This window comes from Aeromicrobium sp. UBA7512 (assembly GCF_002476985.1).
In the GTDB taxonomy this organism is placed as follows: domain Bacteria; phylum Actinomycetota; class Actinomycetes; order Propionibacteriales; family Nocardioidaceae; genus Aeromicrobium; species Aeromicrobium phoceense.
In genome coordinates this window covers 335,248-347,655 of record NZ_DLNK01000005.1, presented here as the reverse complement: position 1 = coordinate 347,655, position 12,408 = coordinate 335,248, and the positions used below count along the sequence as shown (strand labels likewise).

Annotated in this window: 13 protein-coding genes and 1 tRNA gene; all 14 read right to left on the bottom strand. The window is 71.6% G+C overall.

Annotated features, from left to right (window positions below):
• Positions 1-29: 29 nt before the first annotated feature.
• The gene (locus B2363_RS08115; RefSeq protein WP_286929555.1) at positions 30-602 is read right to left on the bottom strand and encodes a TetR/AcrR family transcriptional regulator; all 573 of its coding nucleotides are present in this window, start codon (positions 600-602) and stop codon (positions 30-32) included.
• 7 nt (positions 603-609) lie between these two features.
• Complete coding sequence (locus tag B2363_RS08110) at positions 610-3,408, bottom strand: esterase-like activity of phytase family protein (protein ID WP_286929554.1); 2,799 nt, start codon at positions 3,406-3,408, stop codon at positions 610-612.
• A 61-nt stretch (positions 3,409-3,469) separates the two neighbouring features.
• Complete coding sequence (locus B2363_RS08105) at positions 3,470-5,092, bottom strand: carbohydrate-binding domain-containing protein (protein ID WP_286929553.1); 1,623 nt, start codon at positions 5,090-5,092, stop codon at positions 3,470-3,472.
• A complete protein-coding gene (locus B2363_RS08100) occupies positions 5,089-5,844 on the bottom strand; it encodes a polyphosphate polymerase domain-containing protein (RefSeq protein WP_286929552.1) in 756 nt (251 codons plus the stop codon). The genes B2363_RS08105 and B2363_RS08100 overlap by 4 nt, the downstream gene beginning before the upstream one ends.
• Positions 5,841-6,392, bottom strand: coding sequence for a DUF4956 domain-containing protein (locus tag B2363_RS08095; protein ID WP_181755202.1), 552 nt, complete (start codon positions 6,390-6,392; stop codon positions 5,841-5,843). Before B2363_RS08095 ends, B2363_RS08100 begins: the two co-directional genes overlap by 4 nt.
• A gap of 75 nt (positions 6,393-6,467) precedes the next feature.
• Positions 6,468-7,409 carry a quinone oxidoreductase family protein gene (locus tag B2363_RS08090; RefSeq protein WP_286929551.1) on the bottom strand — a complete coding sequence of 314 codons (942 nt, stop codon included), beginning with the start codon at positions 7,407-7,409 and terminating at the stop codon, positions 6,468-6,470.
• Between the two features lie 62 nt (positions 7,410-7,471).
• Positions 7,472-7,544, bottom strand: a tRNA-Ala gene (locus B2363_RS08085).
• Positions 7,545-7,563: 19 nt separating this feature from the next.
• A complete protein-coding gene (locus B2363_RS08080) occupies positions 7,564-8,271 on the bottom strand; it encodes a histidine phosphatase family protein (RefSeq protein ID WP_286929550.1) in 708 nt (235 codons plus the stop codon).
• Complete coding sequence (gene rsfS, locus B2363_RS08075; RefSeq protein ID WP_181755200.1) at positions 8,268-8,627, bottom strand: ribosome silencing factor; 360 nt, start codon at positions 8,625-8,627, stop codon at positions 8,268-8,270. Before rsfS ends, B2363_RS08080 begins: the two co-directional genes overlap by 4 nt.
• Complete coding sequence (nadD, locus tag B2363_RS08070) at positions 8,624-9,250, bottom strand: nicotinate-nucleotide adenylyltransferase (protein ID WP_286929549.1); 627 nt, start codon at positions 9,248-9,250, stop codon at positions 8,624-8,626. Before nadD ends, rsfS begins: the two co-directional genes overlap by 4 nt.
• A 2-nt stretch (positions 9,251-9,252) precedes the next feature.
• Positions 9,253-9,402 carry a hypothetical protein gene (locus tag B2363_RS08065; protein ID WP_286929548.1) on the bottom strand — a complete coding sequence of 50 codons (150 nt, stop codon included), beginning with the start codon at positions 9,400-9,402 and terminating at the stop codon, positions 9,253-9,255.
• Positions 9,403-9,415: 13 nt separating this feature from the next.
• Positions 9,416-10,660 (bottom strand): glutamate-5-semialdehyde dehydrogenase, encoded by a 1,245-nt coding sequence (locus tag B2363_RS08060; RefSeq protein ID WP_286929547.1) that lies wholly within the window; start codon positions 10,658-10,660, stop codon positions 9,416-9,418.
• Positions 10,661-10,682: 22 nt separating this feature from the next.
• On the bottom strand, positions 10,683-11,819 hold the full coding sequence (locus B2363_RS08055) for a serine hydrolase domain-containing protein (RefSeq protein WP_286929546.1): 1,137 nt from the start codon (positions 11,817-11,819) through the stop codon (positions 10,683-10,685).
• Between the two features lie 19 nt (positions 11,820-11,838).
• Positions 11,839-12,378: a QsdR family transcriptional regulator gene (locus B2363_RS08050; protein WP_181755194.1), complete on the bottom strand. Its 540-nt coding sequence runs from the start codon at positions 12,376-12,378 to the stop codon at positions 11,839-11,841.
• Positions 12,379-12,408: the final 30 nt, after the last annotated feature.

Sequence of the window (12,408 nt, the reverse complement as noted above, 5' to 3'; positions counted from 1 at the left end):
CCGACAGTGTGTCAGACGCTCCCAGCGCGTCAGTCCCGGGGCAGTCCCGCCGTGAGCATCGCGTACACGTCGTCGGCGGTCGTCCCGGCATCGGCGCCGTGCTCGATGAGCTGGACCCCCGACTCGAGCGCACCCTGGACGAGATGGACGAAGCGGTCCGGGATCCCGAGCTCCGCAAGGACCTCGGCGACCGGCCGCATGAGCGCGTCGTGCAGGACCATGAGGTCGTCGAAGCGCGTCGGCGAGAGATCGGCCTGGCGAAGCGCACCGGCGAGGCCATGGTGGCCGTCCGCGGTCATCCGCATCGTGGCGTCGACGAGGGCGCGCAGCCGCGGGAGGCCCGGCTCGACCTGCGCCATCGACTCGTCCAGGCCCCGGTTCCACCGGTCGAACGCCTCGATCGCCACGGCGACGAGCAAGTCGTCCTTCGACGGGAAGTAGTCGTAGAAGCTCGACCGCGACATCCCGGCGCGCTCGGTGACGGTGCCCGGCTTGATCCCCGCGATGCCGTCCTCCCGCAGGACGTCCTCGGCGGCGCGCACCAGCGCGGCGCGTTGCGCCTCGCGGTGCGCGCCGACCGTGGGCGCGGAGATCTTGGGCACCAGCCCATTATGGCCTGACGGTGACCGCGGTTCGTGCCGAAGTCGAGCCCTTCGTCTGGGCCGAGCCGAGGTAGACCGCGCGGATCCGCTGGCTGGAGCGGAGCTTCACCGTCGCAACGGCCTTGCCGTTCGTCAGCCGCACCGTCTTCAGGACCTTCGAGCCGGCCATGAAGCGCACCTTGCCGGTGGGCTGGTGACCCGCCGCGCGGACCGTCGCGACCACCTTGACGGGCTTCGAGCGCTTCACCGCTCGCTTGACCGCGAGGGAGGTGCGGCTCGAGGCCTTCACGACGGTGACGGTCACCGGCGTGCTGGTCGAGGCCGCCGCCAGTGCAGACCCGGTGAACCGCGCCGTCAGGCTGTGGCGCCCGACCGCGAGCCTCGGCAGCGTGACGGTGGCCTTGCCACCCGCGACCTTGGCTCGGGCGACGACCTTCGCGCCGTCGCGCAGCTCGACCGCACCCGCAGCCGCTCCCCCGACCGAGACCGTCGCGGTGATCCGCTGCGCGTACTCGGCCCGCGACGCCGAGAGTCGCAGCCCCGTCGTCGTGGCGACCTCCTGCTTGAACGCGTCGGCCGCCTTCCCGAGCCGCAGGAACACGGTCTCGCCCGCGGCGTCCTTGAGCCCGTCGTTGTCGGTGACGCCGTACAGCTGGCCGTCCGCCGCGATCGTGAAGCCCTCGAGCTTCTCCTGCGTCCAGCCCTGCGTCTCCCGCAGGTGCGGGAGGACGTCGATCGCGAGGCGCTTCTCCAGGATCGGCAGCTCCTCGCCGGAGTCCTTCGGGATCGTCACGGTGTAGATGCGCTTGTTGCGCGCGGCCGGGCCGTTCAGCTTGTCGCGCTCGATGACCGCGAACGTGTCGGCGTCGATCGCCGTGATCTCGGACAGGCCGACCCAGTCGCCACTGCCGCGCAGCGGGTTCTCCAGCTCGTAGCCGAACCAGTGGAAGGTCTGGTCGGCCACGTCGTAGCGGCCGATCCGTGCGACGTCCTCACCCGTGAGCGGGCGCTGGAGCGCGAACCAGACGTGCTCGCCGGCCGCGTCGGTCGTGGCGGTGACGCCCTCGAGGCCCCACTTGCCGAGCTTCGCCGTGATGTCGGCGGGCAGGCTCACGCGCTCCTGCACCGCGCCGGCGTCGTCGGTGCGCACGAGCACGTTCGCGGGGCCGGTGGCGCCCTCCGAGGCCAGCCAGAAGCCGCCCTGCGGACGCTTGAACAGGCCCTCGATGTCGAGCGGGGCGGGTGCGCCGCCCTCGGTCACGGCCACCGTGTCGGTGATGCGCGCCGGCGAGGCGGAGACGTCGACCCGGTAGAGGGTGCCGTTCTTGACCACCGTGTCGGCGGCGGTCCACAGCGTGCTCGCGTCGGTGGGATCGGCGGTCAGCGCGCCGAGCGCCTGCCAGCCGATCGGGTCGCCGCCCTGGTCCTCGGAGACGATCGACGGGAAGGCCGCCTTCCCGGGCTTCCAGGCGTAGAGCCCGACCGTGGCGCGCACCGAGACGCTCGCGTCATCGGTCTCGCTGGAGACCGCGAAGAGGCCGCGCGACGGGATCGGCAGCAGGCCCTCGGGTCCGTTGGTCGTCGGCATCACCTGGACGAACTCCGGCTTCGCAGGGTCGCGCATGTCGTAGACGGCGACGAAGTTGCTGCGCTCGGAGCCGACGAAGGCGTACTTGGTGCCGTCGAACTCGGCGACCGCCAGGCCCTCGGGCTCGGAGCCCTTCTTCGCGGCGCGATCGTCGTTGTACAGGCCGTGCTTCACGGCGAGGCGCTCGAAGGAGTTGCCGGCGTCCCACACGACGTCGCCGTCGGTGTCGAACACGGTCCAGCCACGGCTCCCGCCCTTCCAGTCGCCCTCGTTCGCGGTGGCGAGGTGGTCGTCGTCGACCCACGCGATCGCGTCGGGCTCACGCACGACCGACGGCAGCGAGTCGGTCAGCGAGATCTTCCCGTCCTTCTTCGCGTCGATGCCCGTGAGGTCGACCGAGCCCGCGCTGAAGGCCTTCGTGACCTCACCGGTGGCGGTGTCGATCAGGACGATGCCGTTGTTCTCCTGCAGGGTCACCGCGAGGGTGCCCTTGCCGTTGATCGAGACGTACTCGGGCTCGGGATCGGTCGGCTCGGTGATCCCGGCCGCCGCCAGCGTGTCGGCGTCGAGGTCGACGCGGCGCAGGCTCCAGTCGGCGGGGCCGCCCTCGAGATCGAGCAGCTGCACGAAACCGCCCGGGGCCTGCGGCAGGTCGCCCTTCGCACGGCCGGCGGGGGTGAAGTCCTCGTCGCGCTGGTTCTCCATCGCGATGGCCGCGACGGACTTCTTGGCGTCGAGGGCGATCGAGTCGGGCTGGCCGGCCAGGTCGATGCTCCGCACGCGGACGCCGTCGGACAGCCGCACGACGTCCAGGCGGCCGCTCGGCTCGGTGAAGGACGCCGAGGTGTCCACCACGACCAGGACGTACTTCCCGACGATGCTCACCGAGGTGGGCTGGTCGTCGGCGTCGCCGAGCTCCTCCAGCGACAGCGAGCCGTCACCGCGCGGGTTCGAGGGGTCGCTGATGTCGAGGAAGCCGATGCGCTTGCCGAGGGCGTCGGTGTAGACGAGCGTCCTGCCGTCGTCGGACACCGCGGAGATCTCGGCGACGGTCTCGGCCGAGGCCGGCGTGCCCGGGGGCACGTTCTGGAACACCGGGTAGGTCGCGAGGCGGTGGAACGACTTCTCGGGGGCCGCGTCGGCGACCGAGGTGGACAGGAGCGGGAGGGCCGTGGCCAGCACGGCGGCGCCGGCGAGGGCTGCGAGGGAACGTGACACGGCGTCACTGTGTCGGCCTCGCGCCAACGCCGGGCCGCCCCCGGCTGAACGTCGCGTGAACTCAGCGTTGACGCTCAGGCGGCGCCATGTCGCCGCCGGGCCCGCCCTCGGGACCTCCCCCGCCGCGTCCGCCCTGCATCCCGCCCCCGGTGCTCTCGCCGGCGGTGACGGAGGCGACCTCCTCGCCGTCGACCTGCACCGTGTAGGACGCGCCGGTCTCGATGTCGTCGCCGGCGACCAGGAGGTTCGCGGCGGCCTTCGCCAGCGTGTGCGTCGCGACCTCGTTTCCGTCCGCGTCGAGCACGGTGACCGTCGCGCCGGCCGCTGCAGTGCCCAGACTCGCCTGCAGCCAACCCTGCTCCGAGCTCTCCGTCGGGGCCTCGGCCATCCCACCGCTGCCGACCGCGAGCAGGGAGCCACCGTCGACGGTCGTGCCTCCGGCGGCATCGAGGGCCCCGTTTCCGTCACGGGTGGGCCCGTCGACCACCACCGTTCCGCCGGTGATCGTGGTGGTGCCGTTGGAGTCCAGACCGTCCCCCTCGGCGTCGACCGTGACCGAGCCACCCGAGATCACCAGCTCGACCCCGTCCTCGGCCGCCATCGACTCTCCCGATCCGCTGGACGCATTGATCCCGTCGTCGGTCGCCGTGAGGTCCACCGTGCCGTCGGTGATGCTGACGACCGTGCCCTGGACGGCCTCCTCGGACTCGTCGACGACGACGTCACCGCCGGAGATCGCGACCACCGCGCCTGCGTTGAGGCCCTTCGGCGAGGGGTCCTCCTCGGTCGACGGCGCCGTCGCGGTGACGTCCAGCGAGCCCGATGCCACCAGCACGTCCGTGGTAGCCGAGACCCCGTCGTCGCCGACGTCCGCGGTCACCGCGGCACCGTCGAGCAGGACGTACCCCGTGCCCGCGTCGGTGTCGTCGTCGGACTTCAGCCCGTCGCCCCCGGCCGTGATCGAGATCCTCCCACCGTCGAGTGCCAGGTAGTCCTTGCCGCGGATGCCGTCGTCGCCAGCCTCGACACTGATCTCGCCACCCAGCACGACGAGGCCGTCCTTGACCGTGATCCCGTCGGCTGCCTGTGAGGTCACGGTCAACGCGCCGTCGCCCGCGATCGTCAGGTCGTCCGACGACCACAGCGTCGCGTTCGCGGCGTCCTCCTCCTCGTCGTCGGCCGCGGAGTCCGCGCCGTCGGCGAGCGTGTTCTGCGACCCCTCGGCGAGGACGACGGTCGTCTCATCCGCCTGCGTGACCACCAGCGGCGAGTCGGCCTCCGAGGTGATGCCGACGCCGTCGAGCACCAGCTTCACCTCACCGTCGCCCTCACTGGCGACCACGACCTGGCCGTCGTCGAGCGAGCCCGTGAGGACGTACGTCCCCGCCGCGCCGATCGTCACGGTGTCGCCGTCGATCGCCACAGCAGCGTCGTCCGAGGTCGTGGACGCGCCGTCGGCCAGCGTGATGCTGATCGCGCTCGCCGCGTCGTACTGCGCGGCGTCCTCGGCGTCGTCGCGGTTCGCGTGCGGGGCGACGTTGTCGGCGAGGGCCTGCTGGGCCGTCACGGCCCCGGTCGTCACGTCCTGCGACGCCTCGTCACCACCTCCGCAGGCAGCGAGCAGCAGCAGTCCGGCGGCGGCGGTGGACGCCGCGACGCGACGCTTCCAGTTCGGGGTGGTCATCGGATCTCCTTGAGGGTTCGCGCCCACTTCAGGGGCGGCAGGTCGGGGTCGAGCGCGGCCAGACCGACCGCGAACTTCGAGAGGGTGGTGGGTCGGTGCCCGCGGCGCCAGAGCAGCCGGTCGAACGCCGACGGGCTGGAGCGGCTCTTGGTCTCGACGATCGCCAGTCCGGGACGGTGGAGGCCGGTCCCGCGATACGCGCGTTCGTCGGTCCACCCGAGGTCGAGGTCGATCGTCACGCGGCTCCCGTCGGGAAGCAGCAGCGTCCGCCGGCGGTACGAGGTCACGACCACGGGCTCCAGGTCGGCGGCGCGCACGCCGGTGACTCCGCCTCGGGCCAGGGCCGCGTCGACGAACGTCCGGGCCTCGCGCCCGAGCGGCACCCGTCCCGGATCGGGGTGCTCGATCCGCTCCTTGGCCGTCGTGCCGCGTGGACCGGGCACCTTCACCTCGAGCCAGCAGGTACCCGTGTCCTCGTAGGCGCGCGACCGGACCTTGAACCGGCGGCGCCGGCCGCGGCCGGCCAGGTGGTAGGCGGCCAGGTCCGGGGTGTCGAGGTACGTCGAGCGGTAGGCGAACGTCCGGAGACCGTCGATCTCCAGCTCGCGCGTGCCGGCGGGAGCGTCCTCCAGCAGTTCATCCACGGCATCGGCCCGCACGAGGTACTTGCGGTCGACACGCGTCAGCAGCGCCGCGTCCTGCACCAGCTCGGCGAGCCCCACCGGCTCCAGCCGCTGGGCCAGGAGGGTCATCGGGAGCCACCCAGGCCACGAACGACGAGCGTCGTCGTGTCGTTGACGAGATCGGTCCGGCGCACCTCGATCTTCCCCGGCTCGGCGCCCAGGAGGACGGTGAGGTGGGAGGCCAGCTCCGACGGGTCGGTGATCGCCCGGTCGATGACGAGCTCCTGACCGCCGCCACCACCACCCGCGAGCCGCTGGTGGTCACCGATCCACAGCACCGCCAGCAGCGCCACCATCAGACCCGGCGCGAGCCAGGAGTCGGCCGGGGCCAGTCCTCCCAGCAGGCCGAGTGCCAGAGCGACGAAGTAGTAGGCGACCTCGCGCTGCGAGAGCTCCTCCGAGCGCAGCCGGATGATCGACAGCACGCCGAAGATCCCGAGACCGAGTCCGGCACTCACGCCACTCGAGGACAGCACGGCGGCGACGGCGAGGACGCCGACGTTGACCGCGAGGTAGGCCACCACCAACTCGCGACGGCCGCCGCGCGGCAGGAACAGGACGAAGACCATCACGGTGATGGCGACGAGATCGGCTGCGTAGCCCAGGTACGAGTTCATGTGAACAGCACACCAACGCAGCGTCAGCGGTCGGTGTGGCTCGCTTGTGGGCCGGCTGTGGACGCCGGGGACGACTCAGGGGACGAGGACGATCTTTCCCCGCACGGCCCCACGCTCGCTGATCCGGTGCGCCTCGACGACGTCGTCCAGCGGCATGACCCGCCCGATCTCGACCTCGAACGCGCCGGCGGCGACGAGGGGCAGCACGGCCGCGACAGCCTCGTCGCGCCATCCCTGCTGCTCGGGGGTCAGCGGCTCGGGCGAGCCGCCGGACCACGCCTGCAGGCCGAGCTCGTGGTACTGCGCGCCCTGCACGATCGTGCCGATCCGCGTGTGGTCGACCAGCTCCATGCTCGCCGCGAGCGCCTCCTCGGTGCCCGCGCAGTCGAGAGAGACGGTGAAGCCCTCGGGCGCGGCCTCCCGCAGCCGGTCCAGCAGACCCTCGCCGTAGGCGACCGGGACCGCCCCCAGCTCGCGCAGGCGCTCGTGGTTGCGCTCGCCGGCCGTGGCGACGACCTCGGCCCCGGCCGAGCGGGCCAGCTGGATGACGGCCTGGCCGACGCTTCCTGACCCGCCGTGCAGGAGGAGCCGGTCGCCCGTCTCGACGCCGAGCGAGCGCAGCACCTGATAGGCCGTGGAGACCGGCACGCCGAGCGCGGCGGCGACCTCGAAGTCCACGCCGGAGGGCAGAGCGGTGAGGTTCCCCGGGGACGCCACGACGTGGGTCGCGTAGGTGCCCTGCGTGTTCTGCACGACCACGGCGTCACCGACACCGCAACCGTCGACGCCCGGCCCGACGGCCGAGATGACGCCCGCGCCGTCGAAGCCTGCTCGGCGCGGCTCGTCGAACGGCGGCGACGGCCGGATGCCCGCCCGCAGCTTGATGTCGATCGGATTCACGCCCGCGGCCCGCACCTCGACGACCACCGCGGCTTCGCCGGGGGTGGGCTCAGGGCCCTCATGCAGCTCGAGGACCTCGGGTCCGCCGGTCTGCGAGTACGTCACGTAGCGCGCCATGGGGCAAGTCTGTCGCACTGGACATGAGAAGAGGCCGACCCGGTGGGTCGGCCTCTGTCCGGTGGAGCATAGGAGATTCGAACTCCTGACCTCTTCCATGCCATGGAAGCGCGCTACCAACTGCGCCAATGCCCCGCTAACAACCTCGACAAGATTACCTGCTCGCCCCCGACTTCCCCAAACCGGGGTCGGGTTCGTCCGCCTCGTCGTCGGACATGACCGGCTCGGGCAGCGATCCGGAGTTCCATTCCGCCAGCCGCCACTGCGACATGTCCTCCCACCGGGCCTCCTGCAGCACCGACCAGTGGCAGTTCGACAGGCCGCCGAACTGGCGCCACGACTGCTCGGCGATCCCGAGGAAGGTGAGTGCGCCGGTGCGCAGGACGGCACCGTGGGCGACCACGACGAGCGTCTCGCCGAGCGGCAGCTGCTCGATGTGCTCGCGCAGGGCCTCGTCGAGGCGGGCGCCCGCCTGGGCGTGCGTCTCGGCACCCTCGATGCGGGTCTCGTCGCCGTCGGCCCAGGCCTGCATCTCCGTGGGGAAGCGCTCCCACGACTCGCGCCACGTCAGGCCCTCGCGGGCGCCGAACGCCAGCTCGCGCAGCCGCGGGTCGAGCTCGACCTCCAGACCGGTACGTGCCGCGAGCGCCAGCGCGGTGTCCGCGGCGCGCGACAGGTCGGAGCTGACGATGCGGGCGGGCTGCAGCGACGCGAGGCGCGCGGCGGCGTCCTCGGCCTGCTGGCGACCCACCTCGTCGAGCGGGATGTCGGTCTGGCCCTGGACGCGACCGGCGACGTTCCACTCGGTGCGACCGTGCCGCCACAGGATGACCCGGCGGCCCGGGTTCGAACCCGGCTTCACGGCAGCTTCAGGTCGATGGTCGGGCAGTCGCTCCACAGCCGCTCGAGGGCGTAGAACGCGCGCTCCTCGGAGTGCTGCACGTGCACGACGATGTCGCCGTAGTCCATCAGGATCCAGCGCGACTCGCGCTGGCCCTCGCGGCGGATGGTCCTGGCGCCGATCTCGAGCAGCTTCTTCTCGATCTCGTCCTTGACGGCGTTCATCTGCGGCTGGTTCGCGGCCGAGCACAGCAGGAAGACGTCGGTGATGGCCAGCTGCTCCGAGACGTCGAAGGCGATGATGTCGGCCGCCTGCTTGTCGGCCGCGGCGAGTGCGGCGGCCCGAGTCAGTTCGATCGCGCGATCGGTGGCGGTCATGAGTGATCCTTCGGTGGGTCGTGGGGTTGGTAGAGGCGGTGCTTGCCGATGTACTGGACGACGCCGTCCGGCACGAGGTACCAGACCGGCTCGCCGCTGTGCACCCGTGCGCGGCAGTCGGTGGAGCTGATCGCCAGGGCGGGGATCTCCACCAGGGTGACCCGCTCCCTGGGCAGTCCCTCGAGCGTGGACTCGTCCATCTCGTGCCCGGGACGGGTACAGCCGACGAAGTGCGCCAGCTCGAACAGCTCGGCATGGTCGCGCCAGGTCAGGATCGCGGCCATCGCATCGGCGCCGGTGATGAAGTACAGGTCGTCATCGGGGTACCGCGCGGCGAGCTCGCGCAGGGTGTCGATCGTGTAGGTGAGGCCGGGGCGGTCGATGTCGACCCGGCTCACGGTGAAGCGCGGATTGGCCGCCGTGGCGATGACGGTCATGAGGTAGCGGTCCTCGGTGGGCGAGACCTGGCGCTCGGACTTCTGCCAGGGCTGGCCCGTGGGGACGAAGACGACCTCGTCGAGGTCGAACCACGACTGCACCTCGCTGGCGGCAACGAGGTGTCCGTGGTGGATGGGATCGAACGTGCCGCCCATCACGCCGATGCGGCGGCGACGGTCGGTCATGCTCAGGTGTGCTCGCGACCCAATCCGAAGAGGAAGGTGATGAGCAGCAGCACCATCAGGATCCCGAGGGCGATGCCGCCGATGATCCAGGGGTTGATGGCGGCCTCGCCGTGGTGGGCCGCTTCCTCGGCGGCCAGCATCAGATCGAGCATGGGCGACAATCTATCAGCGCGTCTGGCCGGTGCCGGTCACCACGTAGGTGGTGGTGGTCATCTCGGTCAGTCCCATCGGCCCGCGGGCGTGCAGCTTCTGCGTCGAGATGCCGATCTCGGCACCGAATCCGAACTCGCCGCCGTCGGTGAACCGGGTGGACGCGTTGACCATGACGGCCGCCGAGTCGACGCCCATCGTGAAGCGGCGCGCAGCCTCCAACGATCGCGTGACGACGGCTTCGGTGTGGCCCGAGCTGTAGCGGCGGACGTGGTCGATCGCCTCGTCGACCGAGTCGACGACCCGCGCCGAGATCTGGGCGTCCAGGTACTCGGTGGCGTAGTCGTCCTCGGTGGCCGCGTCGACGCCGTCGAACGCACGGAAGGCCTCGTCGCCGTGGATCGAGACGCCGCGGTGCTGGAGCTCCTTCACGACGCGCGGCAGGAACTCGTCGGCCACCGCACGGTGCACGAGCAGCGACTCGGCCGCGTTGCACACGCTGTTGCGCTGGGTCTTGGAGTTCAGGACGATGTCCAGCGCCATGTCGAGGTCGGCGTCCGCGTCGACGTAGACGTGCACGTTGCCGGTGCCGGTCTCGATGACCGGCACGGTGGACTGCTCGACGACCGTGCGGATCAGGCCGGCTCCCCCGCGCGGGATCACCAGGTCGACGAGACCGCGGGCGGTCATCAGGTCGGTCGACGTGCTGCGGTCCTCGGCGCTGATCGCCTGGATCGCGTCCGCCGGCAGGCCCGCCGAGGCCACGGCGTCGCGCATGATCTCCACGATCACGGCGTTCGACCGGCGGGCCGAGCGGGACCCGCGCAGCAGCGACGCACTGCCGGCCTTGAGGCAGATCGCGGCGGCGTCGGCCGTGACGTTGGGACGACCCTCGTAGATCATCCCGATGACACCCATGGGCACGCGGATCTGCTGCAGCTGCAGGCCGTTCGGCAGGGTCGAGCCGCGCACGACCTCGCCGATCGGATCGGGCAGTGCCGCGATGGCGCGCACGCCCTGGGCGAAGGCGGCGACGCGGTCGGCGTCGAGCGCCAGCCGGTCGATCACGTTCTCCGGGGTCCCCTCGGCCCTCGCCTCCGCCACGTCGTCGCGGTTCGCGGCGACGATGCGGTCGGTGCCGGCGACGAGCGCCTCGGCCATCGCGGTCAGTGCCGCGTCCTTGTCCTTGCGCGTCGCGAGTGCCAGCACGCGCGCGGCGTCACGCGCGCGGAGAGCGGCCTCGCGGACCTCGGTACCCATGCGGCGAGTCTAGTTCGACCGCTCACCCCACCGCGGCGAGGATCTCCTTGACGTAGGCCGCGGAGCGCTCCGAGCCGATGATGCCCGGAGCCATCTTGTTCATGACGTAGGAGATCGTCAGGCCGCGGTCCGGGAACATCACCGTCAGGGATCCGCCCCAGCCGCCCCAGAAGCAGATCCTCCCCTCGGGGATGTAGGGCAGGGTCGCCGGCTCGGGCAGCGCGAACCCGATGCCGAACCGGAGCGGCACGCCGAGCACGAGGTCAACGTTCCGCGACTGCTCGCGGAAGATCACGTCGATGGTCGCGGGTGAGAGCAGCCGCACCCCGTCGACCTCTCCCCCGCGCGAGACCACGGAGAAGGTCCGGGCCAGCGCCCGCGCGTTCGTGTGCGCGTTCAGGGCGCCGAGCTCGGCGCGACGCCACGCGGTGGTGTTCGCGGCGGCCGCGTCCGCGATCGGCCCCATGAACGTGCGGGCCATCGGCGACTCGAGATCGATCTGCGAGAAGTCGATCGGCAGCGGCGGGGGCGGCACGATCTCGGCGACGCGGTCGTCGTCCTGCTCCTGCGCGCCGATCTGCAGGTCGGTGCCGAGCGGGCCGGCGATCTCCTCGGCGACGTACTGCGTGAGGGTCCGCCCGGTCACCCGCCGGACGATCTCACCGAGCAGGTGGCCCTGGTTCATGGCGTGGTAGCCCGAGGCCGTGCCCGGCTCCCACCACGGCTCCTGCGCGGCCAGCCGCGCGGTCGACTCCTCGCGGTCGTACATGTCCTCCACGACGAAGGGCTGGTCCCAGCCGGAGACGCCCGAGGTGTGCGACATGACGTGGCGCACCAGCACGTTCTCCTTGCCGTTCTTGGCGAACTCGGGCCAGTAGGTGGCCACGGGCTCGTCCACGTCGACGAGTCCGCGCTCGACCAGCGTCAGCATCGCCAGCGCGGTGACCTCCTTGGTGGTCGACCAGACGTTGACGATCGTGTCCCGCTCCCACGCGCGGGTGCGGGCGACGTCGGCGTGCCCACCCCACACGTCGACGAGCGTCTCGCCGTCGAGGTCGACCGCGATCGCGGCACCGAGCTCCTCACCCGACTCCAGATTGGCGGCGAAGACCTCGCGCAGCCGGTCGAATCGCGGGTCGGTGTCTCCGTGAACGGTCATGTCTCTCTCCTTCATCCGGTCACCCCAGGAGGGCGACGAAAACTCGGTACGCCGCATCGGCGTCGGGGGCTGCCCCGGTGATCAAGTCGGCGTAGATGAACGACTCCGCGACGCGGACCACCACGAAGGCCAGGGCGTCGGGCGCCAGGTCCACCGGTCCTGGCGGCTCGCTCGCGATCAGCCCGGTCACGAGCGCGAGCATGCGCCCCTGCGTCGGCAGCTCGGCAGTGGTGAGGATCCGCAGGGCCCGCGCCGGATCGCGGTGCAGGAACTCGCGGAACCACGGCTCGTCGATCAGCAACCGCACGTAGGCCCGCAGGACGCGGGCGGCGCGGTGCGGCGTGCCGGGCGGGTACGCCTCGACGGAGGCAGGCCACGCGAGCTTCTCGGTGGTCTCCCAGAGCGCCTCGGCGATGAGGCGGTCACGACGGCCCACGCGGCGGAAGACGGTGCTGCGGTCCACCCCGACCTCGGCCGCCACACGTCCGACGTCCACGGGCTCGCCGGCGATCAGCGCGTGGCGGGCCGCGCGCACGATGGCCTGCGTCGTGTGATCCACGTCACGCATCCTGCCCCATGGGCGGCGCGC